This window comes from Bacillus sp. AFS023182 (assembly GCF_002560575.1).
Classification (GTDB): domain Bacteria; phylum Bacillota; class Bacilli; order Bacillales; family Bacillaceae_G; genus Bacillus_A; species Bacillus_A arachidis.
In genome coordinates this window covers 12,238-35,596 of record NZ_NTRO01000056.1, presented here as the reverse complement: position 1 = coordinate 35,596, position 23,359 = coordinate 12,238, and the positions used below count along the sequence as shown (strand labels likewise).

35 protein-coding genes are annotated in these 23,359 nt (G+C 41.0%); all 35 read left to right on the top strand.

Features of this window, described 5'->3' with window-relative positions; translation table 11 throughout:
- Positions 1-34 precede the first annotated feature (34 nt).
- On the top strand, positions 35-3,646 hold the full coding sequence (gene rpoC, locus CN288_RS21360) for a DNA-directed RNA polymerase subunit beta' (RefSeq protein WP_098303058.1): 3,612 nt from the start codon (positions 35-37) through the stop codon (positions 3,644-3,646).
- 113 nt (positions 3,647-3,759) lie between these two features.
- Complete coding sequence (locus CN288_RS21355) at positions 3,760-4,008, top strand: ribosomal L7Ae/L30e/S12e/Gadd45 family protein (protein WP_026593162.1); 249 nt, start codon at positions 3,760-3,762, stop codon at positions 4,006-4,008.
- 115 nt (positions 4,009-4,123) lie between these two features.
- Positions 4,124-4,546: a 30S ribosomal protein S12 gene (gene rpsL / locus CN288_RS21350; RefSeq protein ID WP_001142341.1), complete on the top strand. Its 423-nt coding sequence runs from the start codon at positions 4,124-4,126 to the stop codon at positions 4,544-4,546.
- A 29-nt stretch (positions 4,547-4,575) separates the two neighbouring features.
- A complete protein-coding gene (gene rpsG, locus CN288_RS21345; protein ID WP_001137493.1) occupies positions 4,576-5,046 on the top strand; it encodes a 30S ribosomal protein S7 in 471 nt (156 codons plus the stop codon).
- Positions 5,047-5,253: 207 nt separating this feature from the next.
- On the top strand, positions 5,254-7,332 hold the full coding sequence (gene fusA, locus CN288_RS21340; RefSeq protein ID WP_026593163.1) for an elongation factor G: 2,079 nt from the start codon (positions 5,254-5,256) through the stop codon (positions 7,330-7,332).
- Between the two features lie 117 nt (positions 7,333-7,449).
- On the top strand, positions 7,450-8,640 hold the full coding sequence (tuf, locus tag CN288_RS21335) for an elongation factor Tu (RefSeq protein WP_026593164.1): 1,191 nt from the start codon (positions 7,450-7,452) through the stop codon (positions 8,638-8,640).
- A gap of 400 nt (positions 8,641-9,040) precedes the next feature.
- Positions 9,041-9,349, top strand: coding sequence for a 30S ribosomal protein S10 (rpsJ, locus tag CN288_RS21325; protein WP_001040596.1), 309 nt, complete (start codon positions 9,041-9,043; stop codon positions 9,347-9,349).
- A 34-nt stretch (positions 9,350-9,383) separates the two neighbouring features.
- A complete protein-coding gene (gene rplC / locus CN288_RS21320; RefSeq protein ID WP_026593165.1) occupies positions 9,384-10,016 on the top strand; it encodes a 50S ribosomal protein L3 in 633 nt (210 codons plus the stop codon).
- Between the two features lie 25 nt (positions 10,017-10,041).
- A complete protein-coding gene (gene rplD, locus CN288_RS21315) occupies positions 10,042-10,665 on the top strand; it encodes a 50S ribosomal protein L4 (protein WP_026593166.1) in 624 nt (207 codons plus the stop codon).
- Positions 10,665-10,955 carry a 50S ribosomal protein L23 gene (gene rplW / locus CN288_RS21310; RefSeq protein WP_026593167.1) on the top strand — a complete coding sequence of 97 codons (291 nt, stop codon included), beginning with the start codon at positions 10,665-10,667 and terminating at the stop codon, positions 10,953-10,955. The genes rplD and rplW overlap by 1 nt, the downstream gene beginning before the upstream one ends.
- A gap of 28 nt (positions 10,956-10,983) precedes the next feature.
- The gene (rplB, locus tag CN288_RS21305; RefSeq protein WP_026593168.1) at positions 10,984-11,814 is read left to right on the top strand and encodes a 50S ribosomal protein L2; all 831 of its coding nucleotides are present in this window, start codon (positions 10,984-10,986) and stop codon (positions 11,812-11,814) included.
- A gap of 60 nt (positions 11,815-11,874) precedes the next feature.
- Complete coding sequence (gene rpsS / locus CN288_RS21300; RefSeq protein ID WP_017150130.1) at positions 11,875-12,153, top strand: 30S ribosomal protein S19; 279 nt, start codon at positions 11,875-11,877, stop codon at positions 12,151-12,153.
- A gap of 17 nt (positions 12,154-12,170) precedes the next feature.
- Positions 12,171-12,512, top strand: a complete 342-nt coding sequence (gene rplV / locus CN288_RS21295; RefSeq protein WP_011983250.1) for a 50S ribosomal protein L22 — start codon at positions 12,171-12,173, stop codon at positions 12,510-12,512.
- Positions 12,513-12,515: 3 nt separating this feature from the next.
- Positions 12,516-13,175, top strand: a complete 660-nt coding sequence (gene rpsC, locus CN288_RS21290) for a 30S ribosomal protein S3 (RefSeq protein WP_017150132.1) — start codon at positions 12,516-12,518, stop codon at positions 13,173-13,175.
- Position 13,176: 1 nt separating this feature from the next.
- Positions 13,177-13,611, top strand: a complete 435-nt coding sequence (rplP, locus tag CN288_RS21285; RefSeq protein WP_026593169.1) for a 50S ribosomal protein L16 — start codon at positions 13,177-13,179, stop codon at positions 13,609-13,611.
- Positions 13,601-13,801: a 50S ribosomal protein L29 gene (gene rpmC / locus CN288_RS21280; protein ID WP_000855718.1), complete on the top strand. Its 201-nt coding sequence runs from the start codon at positions 13,601-13,603 to the stop codon at positions 13,799-13,801. Before rplP ends, rpmC begins: the two co-directional genes overlap by 11 nt.
- Positions 13,802-13,821: 20 nt before the next feature.
- A complete protein-coding gene (gene rpsQ, locus CN288_RS21275) occupies positions 13,822-14,085 on the top strand; it encodes a 30S ribosomal protein S17 (protein WP_011983253.1) in 264 nt (87 codons plus the stop codon).
- 43 nt (positions 14,086-14,128) lie between these two features.
- Positions 14,129-14,497: a 50S ribosomal protein L14 gene (gene rplN, locus CN288_RS21270; protein WP_011983254.1), complete on the top strand. Its 369-nt coding sequence runs from the start codon at positions 14,129-14,131 to the stop codon at positions 14,495-14,497.
- Between the two features lie 38 nt (positions 14,498-14,535).
- Positions 14,536-14,847, top strand: coding sequence for a 50S ribosomal protein L24 (gene rplX / locus CN288_RS21265; protein ID WP_026593170.1), 312 nt, complete (start codon positions 14,536-14,538; stop codon positions 14,845-14,847).
- Between the two features lie 26 nt (positions 14,848-14,873).
- Positions 14,874-15,413, top strand: a complete 540-nt coding sequence (gene rplE / locus CN288_RS21260) for a 50S ribosomal protein L5 (protein WP_017150134.1) — start codon at positions 14,874-14,876, stop codon at positions 15,411-15,413.
- 33 nt (positions 15,414-15,446) lie between these two features.
- Positions 15,447-15,632, top strand: coding sequence for a 30S ribosomal protein S14 (gene rpsN, locus CN288_RS21255; protein WP_001085700.1), 186 nt, complete (start codon positions 15,447-15,449; stop codon positions 15,630-15,632).
- A 29-nt stretch (positions 15,633-15,661) separates the two neighbouring features.
- Entirely contained in the window at positions 15,662-16,060 is a 399-nt protein-coding gene (rpsH, locus tag CN288_RS21250) for a 30S ribosomal protein S8 (RefSeq protein WP_000245511.1), read from the top strand.
- Positions 16,061-16,091: 31 nt separating this feature from the next.
- Complete coding sequence (gene rplF / locus CN288_RS21245) at positions 16,092-16,631, top strand: 50S ribosomal protein L6 (RefSeq protein WP_026593171.1); 540 nt, start codon at positions 16,092-16,094, stop codon at positions 16,629-16,631.
- Positions 16,632-16,662: 31 nt separating this feature from the next.
- Positions 16,663-17,025, top strand: a complete 363-nt coding sequence (gene rplR / locus CN288_RS21240; protein ID WP_017150136.1) for a 50S ribosomal protein L18 — start codon at positions 16,663-16,665, stop codon at positions 17,023-17,025.
- A 21-nt stretch (positions 17,026-17,046) separates the two neighbouring features.
- Positions 17,047-17,547, top strand: a complete 501-nt coding sequence (gene rpsE, locus CN288_RS21235; protein ID WP_017150137.1) for a 30S ribosomal protein S5 — start codon at positions 17,047-17,049, stop codon at positions 17,545-17,547.
- Positions 17,548-17,563: 16 nt separating this feature from the next.
- Positions 17,564-17,746, top strand: coding sequence for a 50S ribosomal protein L30 (gene rpmD / locus CN288_RS21230; protein WP_001085234.1), 183 nt, complete (start codon positions 17,564-17,566; stop codon positions 17,744-17,746).
- A gap of 33 nt (positions 17,747-17,779) precedes the next feature.
- Positions 17,780-18,220, top strand: coding sequence for a 50S ribosomal protein L15 (gene rplO, locus CN288_RS21225; RefSeq protein ID WP_017150138.1), 441 nt, complete (start codon positions 17,780-17,782; stop codon positions 18,218-18,220).
- Positions 18,220-19,521 (top strand): preprotein translocase subunit SecY, encoded by a 1,302-nt coding sequence (secY, locus tag CN288_RS21220; protein WP_026593172.1) that lies wholly within the window; start codon positions 18,220-18,222, stop codon positions 19,519-19,521. The genes rplO and secY overlap by 1 nt, the downstream gene beginning before the upstream one ends.
- Before the next feature lie 52 nt (positions 19,522-19,573).
- Positions 19,574-20,224: an adenylate kinase gene (locus tag CN288_RS21215; RefSeq protein ID WP_026593173.1), complete on the top strand. Its 651-nt coding sequence runs from the start codon at positions 19,574-19,576 to the stop codon at positions 20,222-20,224.
- Positions 20,224-20,970: a type I methionyl aminopeptidase gene (gene map / locus CN288_RS21210; RefSeq protein ID WP_026593174.1), complete on the top strand. Its 747-nt coding sequence runs from the start codon at positions 20,224-20,226 to the stop codon at positions 20,968-20,970. Before CN288_RS21215 ends, map begins: the two co-directional genes overlap by 1 nt.
- Before the next feature lie 68 nt (positions 20,971-21,038).
- Complete coding sequence (gene infA, locus CN288_RS21205; RefSeq protein ID WP_001029884.1) at positions 21,039-21,257, top strand: translation initiation factor IF-1; 219 nt, start codon at positions 21,039-21,041, stop codon at positions 21,255-21,257.
- Between the two features lie 35 nt (positions 21,258-21,292).
- Positions 21,293-21,406: a 50S ribosomal protein L36 gene (gene rpmJ, locus CN288_RS21200; protein ID WP_000868344.1), complete on the top strand. Its 114-nt coding sequence runs from the start codon at positions 21,293-21,295 to the stop codon at positions 21,404-21,406.
- Between the two features lie 21 nt (positions 21,407-21,427).
- Positions 21,428-21,793, top strand: coding sequence for a 30S ribosomal protein S13 (gene rpsM, locus CN288_RS21195; RefSeq protein WP_000090789.1), 366 nt, complete (start codon positions 21,428-21,430; stop codon positions 21,791-21,793).
- 24 nt (positions 21,794-21,817) lie between these two features.
- Positions 21,818-22,207: a 30S ribosomal protein S11 gene (gene rpsK, locus CN288_RS21190; RefSeq protein WP_000101801.1), complete on the top strand. Its 390-nt coding sequence runs from the start codon at positions 21,818-21,820 to the stop codon at positions 22,205-22,207.
- A 180-nt stretch (positions 22,208-22,387) separates the two neighbouring features.
- A complete protein-coding gene (locus tag CN288_RS21185) occupies positions 22,388-23,332 on the top strand; it encodes a DNA-directed RNA polymerase subunit alpha (protein WP_000569645.1) in 945 nt (314 codons plus the stop codon).
- Positions 23,333-23,359: the final 27 nt, after the last annotated feature.

Below are 23,359 nucleotides of genomic sequence, written 5' to 3'. Positions count from 1 at the left end.
GGATAACCTGTAGACTAAAAGGGAGGTAGGCCCCTTGATAGATGTAAATAACTTTGAATATATGAAGATTGGACTTGCTTCACCTGACAAGATTCGTTCTTGGTCATACGGTGAAGTTAAGAAACCAGAAACAATTAACTATCGTACGTTAAAGCCAGAAAAAGACGGCTTGTTCTGTGAGCGTATTTTCGGACCACAAAAGGACTGGGAATGTCATTGCGGAAAATATAAGCGTGTACGTTATAAAGGTGTAGTTTGTGATCGATGTGGCGTTGAAGTGACGCGTGCGAAAGTACGTCGTGAACGTATGGGTCATATTGAATTGGCTGCTCCTGTATCTCATATTTGGTATTTCAAAGGTATCCCGAGCCGCATGGGACTTGTCTTAGACATGTCCCCTCGCGCGCTTGAAGAAGTAATTTATTTCGCTTCTTATGTTGTAACAGAAAGTGGAGATACACCACTTGATAAGAAGCAATTGCTTTCTGAAAAAGAATACCGTGCATATCGTGATCGATATGGCAGCACATTCCAAGCTGCTATGGGTGCAGAAGCGATTAAGAAGCTATTACAAGACATCGATTTGGATAAAGAAGTAGACTTCTTAAAAGAAGAATTAAAAACAGCACAAGGACAACGTCGTACTCGTGCTATTAAACGTCTAGAAGTATTAGAAGCATTCCGTAACTCTGGCAATGAACCTTCTTGGATGATCTTAGATGTTCTGCCAGTTATCCCACCAGAACTACGCCCAATGGTACAGTTAGATGGTGGACGTTTTGCAACTTCTGACTTAAATGATTTATACCGCCGTGTAATTAACCGTAACAACCGTTTAAAACGTCTATTGGACTTAGGTGCACCAAGCATCATCGTTCAAAACGAAAAACGTATGTTACAAGAAGCTGTAGACGCATTAATCGATAATGGTCGTCGTGGCCGTCCAGTTACTGGTCCGGGTAACCGTCCATTAAAATCGCTATCTCACATGCTAAAAGGTAAACAAGGACGTTTCCGTCAAAACTTATTAGGTAAACGTGTTGATTACTCTGGTCGTTCCGTTATCGTTGTAGGACCGAACTTAAAAATGTATCAATGTGGATTACCGAAAGAGATGGCACTTGAATTGTTCAAACCTTTCGTTATGAAAGATTTAGTGGAAAAAGGATTAGCACACAACATTAAGAGTGCTAAACGTAAAATCGAGCGTGTACAACCTGAAGTTTGGGACGTTTTAGAATCTGTGATCAAAGAGCATCCAGTACTTCTAAACCGCGCACCAACACTTCACCGTCTTGGTATCCAGGCGTTTGAACCTACACTAGTAGAAGGTCGCGCAATCCGTCTTCACCCACTTGTATGTACTGCATACAACGCGGACTTTGACGGTGACCAAATGGCGGTTCACGTTCCGTTATCATCAGAAGCACAAGCGGAAGCTCGTCTTCTTATGTTAGCGGCACAAAACATCTTGAATCCAAAAGACGGAAAACCAGTTGTTACTCCATCTCAGGATATGGTATTAGGTAACTACTACTTAACACTTGAGCGTGAGGGTGCAATCGGTGAAGGTATGGTCTTCAAAGATGCAAACGAAGCAATACTTGCATACCAAAATGGATATGTACATCTGCACACACGTGTTGCAGTTGCTGCAAGTTCAGTAAATAACGTAACATTTACTGAAGAGCAAAAAGGTAAGCTTCTATTAACAACAGTTGGTAAATTAATATTTAACGAAATCTTACCAGAGTCGTTCCCTTATATTAATGAACCAACAAACTCAAACCTTGAAAAAGAAACACCAGCGAAATATTTCGTTGAAAAAGGTGCGAACATTAAAGAAATTATTGCTAGTCGCGAAGAAGTGGCGCCATTTAGTAAGAAAATCCTTGGTAATATTATTGCGGAAGTGTTCAAACGTTTCCACATTACGGAAACATCTCGTATGCTTGACCGTATGAAAAACTTAGGATTTAAATACTCTACAAAAGCTGGTATTACAGTTGGGGTATCAGACATTCTTGTATTAGGCGAAAAAGATGAAATTCTCCATGAAGCACAAGCAAAAGTAGATAATGTAATTAAACAATTCCGTCGCGGTTTAATCACGGAAGAAGAACGTTACGATCGCGTTATCTCTATTTGGAGTAATGCGAAAGATGTTATCCAAGGAAAGCTGATGAAATCCTTGAATAAACGCAACCCAATCTTCATGATGAGTGATTCCGGTGCCCGTGGTAACGCATCGAACTTTACTCAGCTTGCTGGTATGCGTGGTCTGATGGCCAATCCATCTGGTCGTATCATTGAGCTTCCGATCAAATCAAGTTTCCGTGAAGGTTTAACAGTACTTGAGTACTTCATCTCTACGCATGGTGCGCGTAAAGGTCTTGCCGATACAGCACTTAAAACTGCCGATTCTGGTTACTTAACACGTCGTCTTGTAGACGTTGCACAAGATGTAATCGTTCGTGAAGATGATTGTGGAACAGATCGTGGTTTATTAATTGGTGCGATTAAAGAGGGTAATGAAGTTATTGAGTCACTATATGATCGTCTTGTTGGACGTTTTGCAAGAAAAACTGTAAAACATCCTGAAACAGGTGAAGTATTAGTTGGTGAAAACCAATTAATTACTGAAGATATCGCTCATATCGTTGAAAATTCGGGTGTTGAAACTGTACACATCCGTTCAGCGTTTACGTGTAATACTCGCCACGGTGTATGTAAGAAGTGTTACGGTCGTAACTTAGCAACTGGTACAGACGTAGAAGTAGGAGAGGCGGTAGGTATTATCGCAGCTCAATCTATCGGTGAGCCAGGTACACAGTTAACAATGCGTACGTTCCATACAGGTGGGGTTGCCGGAGATGATATCACACAAGGTTTACCTCGTATCCAAGAGATCTTCGAAGCTCGTAATCCGAAAGGTCAGGCAGTTATCAGTGAAATCGACGGTGTTATCGCAGCGATCAACGATGTTAAAGATCGCCAAGAAGTAGTTGTACAGGGTGAAGTTGAAGCTCGTACGTATGCTATTCCTTACGGTGCTCGTCTGAAAGTAGCTCCAGGACAGCCGATTGCTCACGGAAAAGAGTTAACAGAAGGTTCTATTGATCCGAAAGAATTACTAAAAGTAACGGACATTACGGCAGTTCAAGAATACTTATTACGTGAAGTTCAAAAAGTATACCGTATGCAAGGGGTAGAAATTGGTGACAAGCACGTAGAGGTAATGGTTCGCCAAATGCTTCGTAAAGTCCGTGTCATCGATGCGGGTGAAACAGATGTATTACCAGGAACATTACTGGATATCCACCAGTTTACTGATGCGAATGCAAAAGTGTTGTTAGAAGGTAAACAGCCAGCTACAGCACGACCAGTACTTCTTGGTATTACAAAAGCATCACTTGAAACAGATTCATTCTTATCTGCAGCGTCGTTCCAAGAAACAACTCGCGTTCTAACAGATGCAGCAATTAAAGGCAAACGCGATGAACTTCTAGGATTGAAAGAGAATGTTATCATCGGTAAACTTGTTCCAGCTGGAACTGGTATGAATCGTTATCGTAAAGTGGATCTTGTTAAAACAACACAAGAAGACATGAATGTAGAAAACGATGAAGTTTACGTGGAACAGTAAAATTTTCCGTCGTAAATTTTGTATAAAAACAGATAATCCTAGTTGACATTGTATGAGTCAAAATGTTACTATAAGCAAGGTTGCTCCTGAACGATGCTTTGGAGGATATGTATATGTCTTATCAAAAAGTATCAAATGCGGAAAATGTAATCGTTGGTCATAAACGAACATTGGAAGCAATTAAAAATGGTACAGTTAAAGAAGTTGTTATTGCAGAAGATGCTGACATGCGTTTAACCCATGTTATCGCTCGTACTGCACTGCAACATAACGTGCCCATAACCAAAGTTGAATCGGTTCGTAAGCTTGGTAAAGCTTCGGGGATTCAAGTGGGAGCTTCAGCAATAGGAATAATAAGTTAAAACTGTTTTTGTGAGGAGAGAGCATTTGCTCTCCCTTGCAAAAACTTTGTTTTCAACTAATAATGAACCACCTGGATATGTGGTCATACAAACATGCGAAGGGAGGATAAATCAAATGCCTACTATTAACCAATTAGTGAGAAATGGTCGTACTGATAAAGTATGGAAATCTAAATCACCTGCGTTAAACAAAGGTTTCAACTCTTTAAAGAAAAAATCAACTGATATCTCTGCACCTCAAAAACGTGGTGTATGTACTCGTGTTGGTACAATGACTCCAAAGAAACCGAACTCAGCGTTACGTAAATACGCTCGTGTACGTTTAACAAACGGTATCGAGGTTACTGCTTACATCCCAGGTATCGGTCATAACCTACAAGAGCATAGCGTAGTATTAATTCGCGGTGGTCGTGTAAAGGATTTACCGGGGGTACGTTACCACATCGTTCGTGGTGCGCTTGACACAGCTGGTGTTGACAAACGTATGCAAGGACGTTCTAAATATGGTACTAAGAGACCAAAACCTGCTAAAAAATAATAAATTTACAATGAAAGGAGGAACTCAATATGCCTCGTAAAGGACCTGTTGCGAAACGTGATGTGTTACCAGATCCAATGTACAATTCTAAACTAGTAACACGCCTAATCAACAAAATGATGGTTGACGGTAAAAAAGGTAAATCTCAAACAATTCTTTATAATGCGTTCGATATCGTTAGTGAACGTACTGGTAAAGAGCCAATGGAAGTATTCGAGCAAGCTCTTAAGAACATTATGCCTGTTCTTGAAGTACGCGCTCGTCGTGTTGGTGGTGCTAACTACCAAGTTCCAGTTGAGGTTCGTCCAGAACGCCGTACAACTTTAGGTCTTCGTTGGTTAGTAAACTACGCTCGTCTTCGTGGTGAAAAAACTATGGAAGAGCGTCTTGCTAACGAAATCTTAGATGCAGCTAACAACGCTGGTGCATCTGTTAAGAAACGTGAAGACACTCATAAAATGGCAGAAGCTAACAAAGCATTTGCTCATTACCGTTGGTAGGATTCAACGTAAAATAAATGTAAGCATAGACCGCTTTATTTGTCGCTTATGGAAGTGTGGAGAGGGAGAATGCCTCTCCCTTTCAATGGCGCTCGTTTTACATAATGAGAGCACTGGACATACTGACATGTGTAACAAAATAAAGTGGCTTTTTTTGCTACTTAAAATAAAAAATCCAATCCATATATGGAAGGAGCAAGACACCAAATGGGAAGAGAGTTCTCTTTAGAAAACACTCGTAATATTGGTATCATGGCTCACATCGATGCTGGTAAAACAACAGCAACTGAACGTATCCTGTACTACACAGGTCGTATTCATAAAATCGGTGAAACTCACGAAGGTGCATCTCAGATGGACTGGATGGAGCAAGAGCAAGAGCGTGGTATCACAATTACTTCTGCTGCAACTACAGCTCAATGGAAAGGTCACCGTGTAAACATCATTGACACTCCAGGACACGTAGACTTCACAGTAGAAGTAGAACGTTCTTTACGCGTACTTGATGGCGCAGTAGCAGTACTTGATGCACAATCTGGTGTAGAACCACAAACAGAAACTGTTTGGCGTCAGGCTACTACTTACGGCGTACCTCGTATCGTATTCGTTAACAAAATGGATAAAATCGGTGCTGATTTCTTATACTCTGTAGGAACAATCCATGATCGTTTACAAGCAAACGCACATCCAATTCAGTTACCAATCGGTGCTGAAGATGAGTTCAATGGTATCATTGACCTTGTTGAAGAGTGTGCTTACATGTACGGTAACGATTTAGGAACAGACATTCAACGTGTTGAAATTCCTGAAGAGCACAAAGAATTAGCTGAAGAATACCGCGGAAGACTTATTGAAGCGGTAGCTGAGCTTGATGAAGAAATGATGATGAAGTACCTAGAAGGTGAAGAAATCACTGTAGAAGAGCTTAAAGCTGGTATCCGTAAGGCTACAACTTCTGTAGAATTCTTCCCAGTAATCTGTGGTTCTGCATTCAAAAACAAAGGTGTTCAAATTCTGTTAGACGCAGTTATTGACTACTTACCATCTCCATTAGATGTACCTGCTATTAAAGGTATTCTTCCGGATACAGATGAAGAAGTAGAACGTAAGTCTAGCGATGAAGAACCATTCGCAGCTCTAGCATTCAAAATCATGACTGACCCTTATGTTGGTAAGTTAACGTTCTTCCGTGTGTACTCTGGTGTGTTAAACTCTGGATCATACGTGAAAAACTCAACTAAAGGTAAGCGTGAGCGTGTAGGTCGTATCCTACAAATGCACGCTAACAGCCGTGAAGAGATCTCAACAGTTTACGCTGGTGACATCGCTGCTGCTGTAGGTTTAAAAGATACTACTACTGGTGATACTCTTTGTGACGAGAAGAGCCTTGTTATCCTTGAGTCTATGGAATTCCCAGAGCCAGTTATCTCTGTAGCTATCGAACCAAAATCTAAAGCTGACCAAGATAAAATGGGTACAGCATTAGCTAAGCTTTCTGAAGAAGATCCAACATTCCGTGCTCACACTGACCAAGAAACTGGCCAAACAATCATCGCTGGTATGGGTGAACTTCACCTTGATATCATCGTTGACCGTATGCGCCGTGAATTCAAAGTTGAAGCAAACGTTGGTGCTCCTCAGGTAGCATACCGTGAAACTTTCCGCGCTGCTGCGAAAGTTGAAGGTAAGTTCGCTCGTCAATCTGGTGGTCGTGGACAATTCGGTCACGTTTGGATTGAGTTTGAACCTAACGAAGAAGGTAAAGGATTCGAATTCGAAAACAAGATCGTCGGTGGTGTTGTTCCACGTGAATACATCCCAGCTGTAGGAGCAGGTCTTGAAGATGCACTTAAAAATGGTGTACTTGCTGGATATCCACTAGTAGACATTAAAGCTGCATTAGTTGACGGATCTTACCATGATGTTGACTCCTCTGAGATGGCGTTCAAAATCGCTGCATCTATGGCACTTAAAGCTGCGGTTTCTAAATGTAGCCCAGTAATTCTTGAGCCAATGATGAAAGTTGAAGTTGTAATTCCTGAAGAGTACATGGGAGACATCATGGGTGACGTAACATCTCGTCGTGGACGTGTAGAAGGTATGGAAGCTCGCGGTAACGCACAAGTTGTTCGCGCTATGGTTCCACTTTCTGAAATGTTCGGTTATGCAACGTCATTACGTTCTAACACTCAAGGACGTGGAACATTCTCAATGGTATTTGACCATTATGAAGAAGTGCCAAAGTCTGTTTCAGAAGAAATTATCAAAAAAAATAAAGGTGAATAATTGATTTTTATCGATTGTTCAAGTATAACTACTTATGTAAGCTTAGAAAGTGGGACGTAAGTTTCACTTTCTAGTCTAAATATAAAATAACCTATATAAACTAAGGAGGAATTTAGAATGGCTAAAGCTAAATTCGAACGTTCTAAACCCCATGTTAACATCGGTACAATCGGCCACGTTGACCATGGTAAAACTACATTAACTGCTGCAATCACTACAGTTCTTGCAAAAGCTGGTGGTGCTGAAGCACGCGGATACGATCAAATCGATGCTGCTCCAGAAGAAAGAGAGCGCGGTATCACAATCTCAACTGCACACGTTGAGTACGAAACTGAAACTCGTCACTATGCACACGTTGACTGCCCAGGTCACGCTGACTATGTTAAAAACATGATCACTGGTGCTGCTCAAATGGACGGCGGTATCTTAGTAGTATCTGCTGCTGATGGTCCAATGCCACAAACTCGTGAGCACATCCTTCTTTCTCGTCAAGTAGGTGTACCTTACATCGTTGTATTCTTAAACAAATGCGACATGGTAGACGACGAAGAATTATTAGAATTAGTAGAAATGGAAGTTCGCGATCTATTATCTGAATACGACTTCCCAGGCGATGATATCCCTGTAGTTAAAGGTTCTGCTCTTAAAGCTCTTGAAGGAGAAGCTGAGTGGGAAGCTAAAATCGTTGAGTTAATGGCTGAAGTTGATGCTTACATCCCAACTCCAGAACGTGACACTGACAAACCATTCTTAATGCCTATCGAGGACGTATTCTCTATCACAGGTCGTGGTACAGTTGCTACTGGTCGTGTAGAGCGTGGAGTAGTTAAAGTTGGTGACGTAGTAGAAATCATCGGTCTTGCTGAAGAGAACGCTTCTACAACTGTAACTGGTGTTGAAATGTTCCGTAAGCTTCTTGACCAAGCTCAAGCTGGTGACAACATCGGTGCTCTACTTCGTGGGGTTGCTCGTGAAGAAATCCAACGTGGACAAGTTCTTGCTAAAACTGGCTCTGTAAAAGCTCACGCTAAATTCAAAGCTGAAGTTTACGTTTTATCTAAAGAAGAAGGTGGACGTCACACTCCATTCTTCGCTAACTACCGTCCACAATTCTACTTCCGTACAACTGACGTAACTGGAATCATCCAATTACCAGAAGGTACTGAAATGGTAATGCCTGGCGACAACATCGAAATGACTGTTGAACTTATCGCTCCAATCGCAGTTGAAGAGGGAACTAAGTTCTCTATCCGTGAAGGCGGACGTACTGTAGGTGCTGGTGTAGTTGCTACAATCATCGCTGAGTAATCTTTAAATAGATTCGAAAAAACCCGAGGGATTCTCCCTTGGGTTTTTTTTATATTATTTATAATAGAAGAAAGAGTGTTTTCTAGTTTTTGACGAGTTTCTTCTATAGTATATAAATTAGAAAATAAAGAATCCAAAAACTGTAAAAGTATTTACCGCAGATGAAAACTTGAAATTCTTTAAAGTGCCATGTATAATAGCAAAAGTAGAGAAAAGCAGATGCAAACAAAAATATGCTTGCATCTAGACGAATAACATTGTATAATAGACAATGTTGGTCTTTGACTGCGATGAAGTGGAAGGTTGCTGACACACCCGGCCGCTTTGCCATGGCATGGTGTGAGGAAATTTCCATGGAGAAGGTCTATTTTAGAAATAGGCGAACGAAGGAGGGAAAATAATGGCAAAAGAAAAAATTCGTATCCGTTTAAAAGCTTACGATCACCGTATTCTTGATCAGTCAGCTGAGAAAATTGTAGAAACAGCTAAACGTTCTGGGGCAACAGTTTCTGGTCCGATCCCATTACCAACTGAAAAAACTGTTTACACAATTCTTCGTGCTGTTCATAAGTACAAAGATTCTCGTGAGCAATTCGAAATGCGCACGCACAAACGTCTAATTGACATCGTGAGCCCTACTCCACAAACAGTAGACTCATTAATGCGTTTAGACTTACCATCTGGTGTAGATATCGAAATCAAACTATAATTTATATAACTTAAAAATGTAGGAGGTGTAACTCATGACCAAAGGAATCTTAGGAAGAAAGATCGGTATGACTCAAGTATTTGCTGAAAACGGTGAGCTAATTCCTGTAACAGTAATCGCTGCGACTCCAAACGTTGTTCTTCAAAAGAAAACAACTGAAACTGATGGCTATAACGCAATTCAGTTAGGATTCGACGACAAACGTGAAAAATTAGCTAACAAACCTGAACAAGGTCACGTTGCTAAAGCATCTACTGCTCCTAAGCGCTTCATTCGCGAAATCCGCGATGCAGACGTGGACGGATTAGAGGTTGGTCAAGAGGTAAAAGTTGAAGTTTTCACTACAGGTGAAATCGTAGACGTAACAGGAATTTCTAAAGGTAAAGGTTTCCAAGGTGCTATTAAACGCCACGGACAATCTCGCGGACCAATGTCTCACGGTTCTCGTTATCACCGTCGTCCAGGTTCAATGGGCCCAGTTGCTCCGAACCGTGTATTCAAAGGCAAAAAACTTGCTGGACGTATGGGTGGAGACCAAGTTACGGTTCAAAACTTAGAAATCGTTCAAGTTGACGTTGAACGCAACTTATTATTAGTTAAAGGTAACGTTCCAGGTGCTAAGAAATCTCTTGTAGTTGTTCAAGGCGCTGTGAAGGCTAGTAAATAATTCACAATAGGAAGGAGGAATTCCAATGCCAAAAGTTACTGTATATAACCAAACTGGTTCACAGGTTGGTGAAATCGAATTAGCAGAAGCTATTTTCGGTATCGAACCAAATGAAGCTGTACTTTTCGAAGCTGTAATGATGCAACGTGCATCTTTACGTCAAGGTACACACAAAGTAAAAACTCGCTCTGAAGTACGTGGTGGTGGTCGTAAACCATGGCGTCAAAAAGGAACTGGACGTGCTCGTCAAGGTTCTATCCGCTCTCCTCAATGGCGCGGTGGTGGTACGGTATTCGGACCTACACCAAGAAGCTATGCTTACAAACTTCCTAAGAAAGTTCGTCGCTTAGCAATCAAATCTGCATTAGCTACTAAAGTAGTTGAGAACAACATTGTAGTTCTTGAAGACCTAGTGTTAAATGCACCGAAAACAAAAGACATGGTAGCAGTACTTAAAGGATTAGCTGTAGAGAAGAAAGCTCTTATCGTAACTGCTGATGCAAACGAAGCTGTAGAGTTATCTGCTCGCAACATTCCTGGAGTAACAGTAATCACTGCTGATGGCGTAAACGTTTTAGACGTGCTTCATCATGATAAGCTAATCATGACAAAAGCGGCAGTGGAAAAAGTAGAGGAGGTGCTTGCATAATGAGAGATCCTCGTGATATCATTAAGCGCCCAGTTATCACTGAACGTTCTATGGAAATGATGGCTGAAAAAAAATACACGTTCGATGTGGACGTTAAATCTAATAAAACAGAAGTTAAAGATGCTGTAGAAGCGATCTTTGGTGTTAAAGTAGAAAAAGTGAACATCATGAACTACAAGCCGAAAGCAAAACGCGTTGGTCGTCACGCTGGTTTTACTAGCCGTCGTCGTAAAGCAATCGTTAAGCTAACTGCTGACAGCAAAGAAATCGAAATCTTCCAAGGTGTTTAATTCTTACTAAAGAAGGAGGGAAATTGAGATGGCAATTAAAAAGTATAATCCAACTACTAACGGTCGTCGTAACATGACTACGAATGATTTCGCAGAAATCACGACTGACAGACCGGAAAAGTCTTTACTTGCTCCTTTAAGCAAAAAGGCTGGTCGTAATAACCAAGGTAAAATTACTGTACGTCACCAAGGTGGCGGACATAAGCGTCAATACCGTATCATCGACTTTAAGCGTAACAAAGATGGAATTCCAGGACGCGTTGCTACGATCGAATACGATCCAAACCGCTCTGCGAATATCGCATTAATTAACTACGTTGACGGTGAAAAACGTTACATTCTTGCTCCTAAAAACTTAGAAGTAGGTATGGAAATTATGTCTGGCGCTGATGCTGACATTAAAATCGGTAACGCATTACCATTAATCAACATTCCAGTAGGTACTGTTGTTCATAACATCGAGCTTAAACCAGGCCGTGGTGGACAATTAGTTCGTTCTGCTGGTACATCTGCACAAGTACTTGGTAAAGAAGGTAAATACGTTCTTGTACGTTTAACTTCTGGTGAAGTACGCCTAGTATTATCTGCTTGTCGTGCTACTGTAGGTCAAGTAGGTAACGAATCACATGAACTTATCAAAATCGGTAAAGCAGGTCGCTCTCGCTGGTTAGGTAAGCGCCCAACTGTTCGTGGTTCTGTAATGAACCCAGTTGATCACCCACACGGTGGTGGTGAAGGTCGCTCTCCAATCGGACGTAAGTCTCCAATGTCTCCATGGGGTAAACCAACTCTTGGATTCAAGACTCGTAAGAAAAATAAAGCGTCTGATAAATTCATCGTTCGTCGTCGTAAAAAATAATGGGGTTGTAGTACGGTTCACTTTTGGAACCGTACGGCAATCACGAAGGGAGGCACCACAATGGCTCGTAGCTTAAAAAAAGGACCATTTGTTGATGATCACTTAATGAATAAAGTTGCAAAGTTAAACGAAACTGAGCAAAAGCAAGTTGTTAAAACTTGGTCTCGTCGTTCAACAATCTTCCCTCAGTTCATTGGTCACACAATCGCTGTATATGACGGTCGCAAACACGTACCTGTATACATCACTGAGGACATGGTTGGCCACAAGTTAGGTGAATTCGCACCAACTCGTACGTACAAAGGTCATGATGCTGACGATAAGAAAACTAGAAGATAATGAGAGGAGGCACTTCAATGCAAGCTAAAGCAGTAGCGAGAACAGTTCGTATTGCTCCTCGTAAAGTTCGTTTAGTAGTAGACTTAATCCGAGGCAAGCAAGTGGGTGAAGCGATCGCTATCCTTAACCACACACCAAAAACTGCTTCTCCAGTTGTAGAGAAAGTTTTAAAATCTGCAATCGCAAACGCAGAGCATAACTACGAAATGGATGTAAACAACTTAGTTGTTGAAAAAGTTTTCGTTGACGAAGGTCCAACGTTAAAACGTTTCCGTCCACGTGCAATGGGTCGTGCAAGCCAAATTAACAAACGCACAAGCCACATCACAGTTGTGGTATCAGAAAAGAAGGAGGGATAATCGATGGGTCAAAAGGTTAATCCAGTCGGTCTTCGTGTCGGTGTTATTCGTGATTGGGAATCTCGCTGGTTCGCTGAGAAAGATTACGCTACACTTCTTCATGAAGACATCAAAATTCGTGAATACATCGCAGCTCGTTTAAAAGATTCTTCTGTTTCTAAAGTAGAAATCGAGCGTGCAGCAAATCGTGTAAATGTTACAATTCACACTGCAAAACCTGGTATGGTAATTGGTAAAGGTGGTACTGAAGTTGAAGCACTTCGTAAAGCTCTTAACCAATTAACAGGCAAGCGTGTACACATCAACATCTTAGAAGTTAAGAGAGCTGATCTTGACGCTAAATTAGTAGCGGAAAATATCGCTCGTCAATTAGAAAACCGTGTATCTTTCCGTCGTGCACAAAAGCAAGTTATTCAACGTGCTATGCGCGCAGGTGCTAAAGGTATTAAAACACAGGTTTCTGGTCGTCTTGGCGGAGCAGATATCGCTCGTGCAGAATCTTACAGTGAAGGAACTGTTCCACTTCATACACTTCGCGCTGATATTGACTATGCAACAGCTGAAGCTGATACAACATACGGTAAATTAGGCGTAAAAGTATGGATCTACCGTGGAGAAGTCCTTCCTACAAAAAAGAAAGCTTCTGAGGAAGGAGGAAAATAATATGTTAATGCCAAAACGCGTAAAATATCGTAGAGAGCATCGTGGTAAAATGCGTGGTCGTGCTAAAGGTGGTACAGAAATCGCATTTGGTGAGTTCGGTCTTCAAGCACAAGATGCTTCATGGATCACTAACCGTCAAATCGAAGCTGCTCGTCGTGCAATGACTCGTTACATGAAACGTGGCGGTAAAGTTTGGATTAAAATTTTCCCTTCTAAACCTTACACTGCAAAACCTCTTGAAGTACGTATGGGTTCCGGTAAAGGGGCACCAGAAGGCTGGGTAGCAGTAGTAAAACCTGGGAAAATTATGTTTGAAATCGCGGGTGTATCTGAAGAGGTAGCACGCGAAGCATTACGTCTTGCAGCTCACAAATTACCAGTGAAATGTAAATTCGTAAAACGTGAAGAAAATGGTGGTGAATCTAATGAAAACTAATGATATTCGTGAATTAACCACTGCCGAAATCGAAACAAAAGTTAAAGCGTTAAAGGAAGAGTTGTTTAACCTTCGCTTCCAACTTGCTACAGGACAATTAGAGAATCCAACACGCATCCGTGAAGTGCGTAAAGCGATCGCTCGTATGAAAACTGTAGTTCGTGAAAGAGAGATCGGAATTAATCGATAAATTGAGGGGAGGTTTGCAAAGTGAGCGAACGTAACCAACGCAAAGTTTATACTGGTCGTGTTGTATCTGACAAAATGGACAAAACGATTACAGTTTTAGTTGAAACTTACAAAACTCATTCCTTGTACGGAAAGCGCGTTAAGTATTCTAAGAAGTACAAAGCCCATGATGAGCAAAACCAAGCAAAAGTTGGCGATATCGTTAAAATCATGGAAACTCGCCCGCTTTCTGCTACTAAGCGTTTCCGTTTAGTTGAAATCGTTGAAGAAGCGGTTATTATCTAAATAGACGAATCGGAATTTTAAGTCCGAAGGGAGGTTTCATAACATGATCCAACAAGAATCTCGTTTGAAAGTTGCTGACAACTCTGGTGCACGTGAACTTTTAACAATTAAGGTATTAGGCGGCTCTGGTCGTAAATATGCTAACATCGGTGATATTATCGTTGCTACGGTAAAACAAGCAACACCAGGTGGCGTTGTTAAAAAAGGTGACGTTGTTAAAGCAGTAGTAGTACGTACGAAGAGCGGTGCTCGTCGTCCAGATGGTTCTTACATCCGTTTTGATGAAAACGCAGCTGTTATCATTAAAGATGACAAGAGCCCACGCGGTACTCGTATCTTCGGACCAGTAGCTCGTGAACTACGTGATAGCAACTTCATGAAGATCGTTTCTTTAGCTCCAGAAGTTCTATAATTTGAGGTATTGCCTTGCTAAGGAGGTGCAGAATTAAGATGCATGTAAAAAAAGGTGATAAAGTACAGGTAATCACTGGTAAAGACAAAGGAAAACAAGGTGTTATCCTTGTTGCTTTCCCAAAGCAAAACCGTGTTATCGTTGAGGGTGTTAACATCGTTAAGAAGCACTCTAAGCCATCTCAATTAAATCCACAAGGTGGAATCATCACGAAAGAAGCACCTATTCACGTGTCTAATGTTATGCCATTAGATCCGAAAACAGGTGAACCTACTCGTGTAGGTTACAAAGTGGAAGATGGTAAAAAAGTTCGTATTGCAAAAAAATCTGGTGAATTATTAGATAAATAATTTTCTTAAGAAAGGAGGTCACTTCATTGAATCGCCTTAAAGAGAAGTTCCAAAAGGAAATTACTCCTGCTCTAATGAGCAAGTTTAACTATAAATCTGTAATGCAAGTACCGAAGATCGAAAAGATCGTTATCAACACTGGTGTTGGTGATGCGGTAGCAAACTCTAAAGCATTAGACAATGCTGTAGAAGAATTAACTCAAATCGCAGGTCAAAAGCCTGTAATCACTCGTGCTAAGAAATCTATCGCTGGTTTCCGTCTACGTGAAGGTATGCCAATCGGAGCGAAAGTTACTTTACGCGGTGAGCAAATGTATGAGTTCTTCGACAAATTAGTATCTGTTTCTTTACCACGTGTACGTGATTTCCGTGGTGTATCTAAGAAATCTTTCGATGGTCGTGGTAACTATACATTAGGTGTTAAAGAGCAACTTATTTTCCCTGAGATCGATTATGATAAAGTAAGCAAAGTCCGCGGTATGGACATCGTAATCGTTACTACAGCGAACACTGACGAAGAAGCTCGTGAACTTTTAACACAATTCGGTATGCCATTCCAAAAATAATGGAAGCCAACGCTAAGTAGAGGAGGCGAAAACGTGGCTAAAAAATCTATGATTGCGAAACAAAAGCGTACTCCTAAGTTTAAAGTACAAGAGTATACACGTTGCGAGCGCTGCGGTCGTCCGCATTCTGTATACCGCAAATTTAAACTTTGCCGTATTTGTTTCCGTGAACTTGCATATAAAGGTCAAATTCCTGGTGTTAAAAAAGCTAGTTGGTAAAACCCACAAATGGGAAGGAGGTAAAACACATGGTGATGACAGATCCAATTGCAGATATGCTTACTCGCATCCGTAATGCGAACATGGTACGTCATGAGAAATTAGAGGTTCCTGCTTCTAAAATCAAAAAAGAGATCGCTGAACTTTTAAAACGTGAAGGTTTCATTCGTGATGTAGAATACATCGAGGATAACAAACAAGGTATCCTTCGTATTTTCCTGAAATATGGTGCAAACAATGAACGTGTAATCACTGGATTAAAACGTATCAGTAAGCCTGGCTTACGCGTTTACGCTAAAGCTGACGAAGTACCACGTGTACTTAACGGATTAGGTATCGCTCTTGTTTCTACATCTAAGGGAGTAATGACGGACAAAGACGCTCGTCAGTTACAAACAGGTGGAGAAGTAGTAGCATACGTTTGGTAATTAATATTGAAACGAACGGAGGTGTGACAACATGTCTCGTATTGGTAAAAAGATTCTTGAAATCCCTGCAGGTGTTACTATCACAGTAACAGAAAACAATACTGTAACAGTAAAAGGACCTAAAGGTGAATTAACTCGTACATTCAATGCTGATATGTCTATCAAAATTGAAGAAAACATCCTAACAGTAGAGCGTCCATCTGAACAGAAGGAACACCGTGCATTACATGGTACAACTCGTGCTTTACTAGGAAACATGGTTGAAGGTGTAACTACAGGTTTCACTCGTGGACTTGAATTAATCGGGGTTGGTTACCGTGCTCAAAAACAAGGTAACAAACTTGTATTAAGCGTAGGTTACTCTCATCCAGTTGAAATGACTCCTGAAGCGGGTCTTGAAGTTGAAGTTCCTGCTCCAACTAAGATCGTGATTAAAGGTATCGACAAGCAACGTGTTGGCGAATTCGCTGCTAACGTTCGTGCTGTACGTGCTCCAGAACCTTACAAAGGTAAAGGAATTCGTTACGAAGGCGAAGTTGTTCGTCGTAAAGAAGGTAAAACTGCTAAGTAAGCCCGTTAGGTGAAAGAAAGGAGTGACAAGAATGATCACTAAAGCTGATAAAAATGCGACTCGTAAGAAAAGACATGCACGTGTACGTGCTAAACTTACTGGTACTGCAGAACGTCCACGTTTAAACGTATTCCGTTCTAATCAACACATTTACGCTCAAGTTATTGATGATGTGAATGGTGTAACATTAGTAAGTGCATCTACTCTTGATAAAGACCTTGCTCTTAACGGTACAGGCAACACTGAAGCTGCTACGAAAGTTGGCGAATTAGTTGCTAAGCGTGCTGTAGAGAAGGGTGTTAAAGAAGTAGTATTTGATCGCGGTGGTTATTTATACCATGGCCGTGTTAAAGCTCTAGCTGAAGCTGCTCGTGAGGCTGGATTACAATTTTAATGGTCAAAGGAGGGAAAATTGATGCGTCGCATTGACCCAAGTAAATTAGAACTTGAAGAACGTGTAGTTACGATAAACCGTGTTGCGAAAGTTGTTAAGGGTGGTCGTCGTTTCCGCTTTGCTGCACTAGTTGTAGTTGGTGATAAAAACGGTCATGTTGGATTCGGTACTGGTAAAGCTCAAGAGGTACCTGATGCTATTCGCAAAGCTATCGAAGATGCTAAGAAAAACTTAATCGAAGTACCATTAGTTGGTACATCAATTCCACACGAAATCATCGGACATTTCGGAGCTGGTGAAGTATTCCTAAAACCTGCTGCTGAAGGTACTGGAGTAATCGCTGGTGGACCTGTTCGTGCGGTTCTTGAATTAGCTGGTGTACAAGATATTCTTTCGAAATCTCTTGGTTCTAACACACCAATTAACATGATTCGCGCTACTGTGAACGGATTAAGCGAACTTAAGCGTGCTGAAGATGTTGCAAAATTACGCGGTAAATCTGTAGAAGAGCTACTAGGTTAAGAAGGAGGGAAAACAAATGGCGAAAAAGTTAGAAATTACCCTCACTCGTAGTGTAATTGGTCGTCCGCAAGATCAACGTGCGACTGTAGAAGCTTTAGGTCTTAAAAAGTTGAATTCAACTGTAGTTAAGGAAGAAACTCCTGCTATTCTTGGTATGATCAACAAAGTTTCTCACCTTGTAACTGTAAAAGAAGCTTAAGGATAACTCATTAATATAAGGAGGTGCCTGGGAATGAAACTTCATGAATTAAAACCTGCAGAAGGTTCTCGTAAAGTACGTAACCGTGTCGGTCGCGGTATCGGTTCTGGTAACGGTAAAACTGCTGGTAAAGGTCATAAAGGACAAAACGCACGTTCTGGCGGCGGTGTTCGTCTTGGCTTTGAAGGTGGTCAAACTCCATTATTCCGTCGTTTACCAAAACGCGGCTTCACAAACATTAACCGCAAAGAGTTTGCTATCGTAAACTTAGCGACGTTAAATCGTTTTGAAGATGGTACAGAAGTAACACCTGAATTATTGCTGGAAACTGGCGTTATCAGCAAATTAAACGACGGTGTTAAAGTTCTTGCAAGCGGAGCAGTTGAGAAAAAACTAACTGTTAAAGCGCACAAGTTCTCTTCAAGTGCTAAAGAAGCAATTGAAGCAGCTGGCGGAACAGTTGAGGTGATCTAATGTTTCGTACAATCTCCAACTTTATGCGCGTTGCTGAGATAAGACGTAAAATATTATTCACTTTAGCGATGTTAATCGTATTCAGGATTGGCACGTTTATCCCAGTGCCATTTACAAATGGAGACGTACTGAAAGCACAAGATCAGTTAAATGCATTAGGAATCCTTAATACATTTGGCGGTGGCGCTTTGAAAAACTTCTCCATCTTTGCGATGGGAATCATGCCGTATATTACAGCATCCATCATCGTGCAATTATTGCAGATGGATGTTGTTCCTAAATTTTCGGAATGGTCGAAGCAAGGCGAAATGGGCCGTCGTAAATTAACACAATTCACGCGTTACTTTACAATTGTTCTTGCGTTTATTCAGGGGTTTGGTATGTCAATCGGTTTTAACGGTATGGTAGGTGGGCAGTTAATTTTGAATCCAGGTTGGAGCACTTATTTATACATTGCTACGGTACTGACTGCTGGTACTGCATTTTTAATGTGGTTAGGTGAACAGATTACAGCTAAAGGTGTAGGGAATGGTATTTCCATCCTCATCTTTGCTGGTATTGCCGCAGCTATCCCAAGTGTAATATCTCAAGTGTATCAACAACAGTTTCAAAATGTCGGAGATCAACTGTTCATGAGTATCGTTAAAGTTGTATTGATATTACTAGCTGTGCTAGCAGTTGTTGTTGGAGTTATCTTCATTCAACAGGCTGTTAGAAAGATTCCAATTCAATATGCGAAGCGTGTAACAGGAGGAAATGGTAGTTATACTGGAGCACAAAACACACATTTACCTCTTAAGGTAAATAGTGCGGGTGTTATTCCAGTAATTTTTGCTGTTTCATTCTTGATTACACCTCCAACTATTGCACAGTTCTTCCCGAAACATGATATATCGCAGTGGATTATCCAAAACTTTAACTATTCTCATCCAGTGGGAATGATTATATATGTTGCGCTCATTGTAGCCTTCACATATTTCTATGCATTTGTTCAGGTTAATCCAGAACAAATGTCAGAGAATCTAAACAAACAAGGTGGATATGTTCCTGGTATTCGTCCGGGTAAGAATACAGAGCAATATCTAACAAAAATCTTGTATCGTTTGACCTTTGTAGGATCTATTTTCCTAGCAGCGATTGCAATTCTACCAGTTATCTTTACGAAGCTGGGAAATCTTCCTCCATCTGCACAGATCGGTGGAACGAGTATGTTAATCGTTGTCGGCGTTGCTTTAGAAACAATGAAGCAGCTAGAAAGCCAACTGGTAAAACGCCATTACAAAGGGTTTATCAAGCAGTGAGTAAGTGGGAAGATGTGTCTTCCCTACATGCTCATTATGAGGGGGAACAAAGATGAACTTAATTTTAATGGGGCTTCCTGGTGCTGGTAAAGGTACACAAGCCGAACAGATTGTTGCCAAGTATAACATCCCTCACATCTCAACAGGAGATATGTTCCGTGCAGCTATGAAAGCTGAAACTGAACTTGGTTTACAAGCAAAATCTTTTATTGATAAAGGTGCGCTTGTACCAGATGAGGTTACAATTGGAATCGTTCGTGAACGTTTAAGCCAAGAAGACTGCGTGAAAGGCTTCTTATTAGACGGTTTTCCACGAACAGTTGCACAAGCATCTGCTCTTGAAGAGATTATGAAAGATCTTGGCAAAAAAATCGACTATGTTTTAAACATTAATGTGGATTCAGGATTGCTATTAAAACGTCTTACAGGCCGTCGCATTTGTAAAGAGTGCGGTGCGACTTACCACTTAGAATTCAATCCACCAGCAAAAGCTGATGTGTGCGATAAATGTGGTGGCGAATTATATCAACGCTCTGATGACAACGAAGAAACTGTAGCGAATCGTTTAGAGGTAAATATTAAGCAAACACAACCTTTGCTTGATTTCTATGAAGAGCTTGGTTACTTACAAAGCATTAATGGTGAGCAAGATATCAATAAAGTATTTGCTGATATCGATGTTCTCATCGGAGGCTTAGCGTAATGATCATTTGCAAAACTCCTCGCGAGATAGAAATCATGCGAGAAGCTGGCAGGATCGTTGCTTTAACTCATCAAGAGTTGAAAAAGCATATTACTCCAGGAATTACAACGAAAGAGCTCGATCAAATAGCGGAAAAGACGATTCGAAAATATGGTGCTACGCCATCTTTTAAAGGATACAATGGATTTCCGGGAAGCATCTGTGCTTCTGTAAATGAAGAGCTTGTACATGGGATTCCAGGAAGGCGCAAGCTCCAAGAGGGCGATATCATCAGTATCGATATTGGTGCGAAATACAATGGGTACCATGGAGATTCTGCATGGACGTATCCAGTAGGAAACATTTCTGAATCTGTTCAAAAGCTACTTGATGTCACAGAAAAATCGTTGTATCTTGGTCTAGAACAAATAAAACCAGGCGAGAGATTATCAAATGTCTCACATGCGATTCAAACGTATGTTGAAGATAATGGATTCTCGATCGTTAGGGAGTATGTTGGTCACGGAATCGGGCAAGACTTACATGAAGACCCTCAAATCCCGCACTATGGTCCACCAAATAAAGGTCCTAGATTAAAGCCGGGCATGGTCATCTGTGTTGAGCCGATGGTGAACCAAGGAAGACGATATGTAAAAACACTATCTGATGACTGGACAGTGGTAACGGTAGATGGTAAATGGTGTGCCCATTTTGAGCACACGATTGCTCTTACAGAAGCAGGATACGAAATCCTTACCACTTTATAAGTAGCTGGCTCTCCGGGATTTCAGAGCAGTGTAAAATGTTACTGATTTGAAGAAGGGAGAACTATTGAATGGCTAAAGATGATGTAATTGAAGTCGAAGGTACCGTTCTTGAAACGTTGCCAAATGCTATGTTCAAAGTAGAATTAGAGAATGGGCATGTCGTATTGGCTCACGTTTCTGGTAAAATCCGTATGAACTTCATTCGTATTTTACCAGGAGACAAAGTTACGGTAGAATTATCTCCGTACGATTTAAATCGTGGTCGTATTACGTACCGTTTTAAATAATATAGCACTCCGTAATCTTTAAGGAGGTTCGAGACATGAAAGTAAGACCGTCAGTTAAACCAATCTGCGAAAAATGTAAAGTTATTCGTAGACGTGGAAAAGTAATGGTTATTTGTGAAAACCCTAAACATAAACAAAAACAAGGTTAATCAGAAGGAGGTGCATTCGGAATGGCACGTATCGCAGGTGTAGATATTCCTCGTGACAAACGCGTTGTTATTTCTTTAACTTACGTATTCGGCATTGGTCGCACAACTGCTGAAAAAATTCTTGCTGAAGCTGGTGTTTCTGAAGAAACACGAGTTCGTGATTTAACGGAAGACGAATTAGGACGTATCCGTGATATCATCGATCGTATTAAAGTTGAGGGAGACCTTCGTCGTGAAGTATCACTTAACATTAAACGTCTAATGGAGATCGGTTCTTACCGTGGTCTTCGTCACCGTCGTGGTTTACCAGTTCGTGGTCAAAACTCTAAAAACAATGCTCGTACACGTAAAGGTCCACGTCGTACAGTAGCAAATAAAAAGAAATAATAAGTAAAGGAGGTTGAACTAACAATGGCACGTAAAACAAACACTCGTAAAAAACGTGTGAAAAAGAATATTGAAGCTGGTGTAGCTCATATTCGTTCTACTTTCAACAACACAATCGTAACACTTACAGATACTCACGGTAACGCGCTTTCTTGGTCTAGTGCTGGTGCACTTGGTTTCCGTGGATCTCGTAAATCTACTCCATTCGCTGCGCAAATGGCTGCTGAAACTGCTGCTAAAGTTGCAATGGAGCACGGTTTAAAAACTTTAGAGGTTACTGTAAAAGGTCCTGGTGCTGGTCGTGAAGCTGCAATTCGTGCTCTTCAAGCTGCAGGTCTAGAAGTAACAGCAATCAGAGATGTTACTCCAGTTCCTCATAATGGATGTCGTCCGCCAAAACGTCGTCGTGTTTAATTTTTCTGTATAGAATTTTCCCTTTTGTCTATAATGGATATGATGCATTATCGAGAAATTTCGTACAGAAACATCGCTTGTTGTGCACAATCGGGAACTGCCTAAGGGGGACTTTCGGTTAGACAGAGGTTTTTCCTTTGTTTAGCCGGGGTTTCGACGTTTTGAAGGAGGGTTTAGTTAATGATTGAAATTGAAAAACCGAAAATCGAAACGGTTGAACTTAACGAAGATGCTAAGTATGGTAAATTCGTGATTGAACCGCTTGAGCGTGGATATGGTACTACTTTGGGTAACTCCCTTCGTCGTATTCTTTTATCCTCACTCCCTGGTGCCGCTGTAACTGCTATCCAAATTGATGGCGTATTACACGAATTTTCAACAGTTGAGGGCGTAGTAGAAGACGTTACAACGATCATCTTAAACTTGAAAAAGTTAGCTCTTAAAATCTACTCTGAAGAAGAGAAGACGTTGGAAATCGATGTACAGGGCGAAGGTATTGTCACAGCTGCTGATATTACTCACGATAGTGATGTTGAAATCTTAAATCCAGATTTATACATTGCGACGTTAGCAAAGGATGCGCATTTCCGCGTGCGTTTAACTGCAAAGCGTGGCCGTGGGTATACGCCAGCTGATGCAAATAAAAGCGAAGATCAACCAATAGGAGTTATTCCTATTGATTCTATTTATACTCCAGTATCACGTGTGACTTACCAAGTGGAAAAGACACGTGTCGGACAAGTGGCAAATTATGATAAGCTTACGCTTGATGTATGGACGGATGGAAGCATCGGGCCAAAAGAAGCTATCTCTTTAGGTGCCAAAATCTTAACTGAGCATTTAAACATCTTCGTTGGTTTAACTGATGAAGCGCAAAATGCTGAGATTATGGTCGAGAAGGAAGAAGATCAAAAAGAAAAAGTTCTAGAGATGACTATTGAAGAACTTGATCTTTCTGTTCGTTCTTATAATTGCTTAAAACGTGCAGGAATTAATACTGTACAAGAGCTTGCGAACAAAACAGAAGAAGATATGATGAAAGTTCGTAACTTAGGACGTAAATCCTTAGAAGAAGTTAAGCATAAGCTTGAGGAATTAGGTTTAGGCTTACGTAAAGACGACTGAGGATTTAAACTCATCAACAAAGGAGGG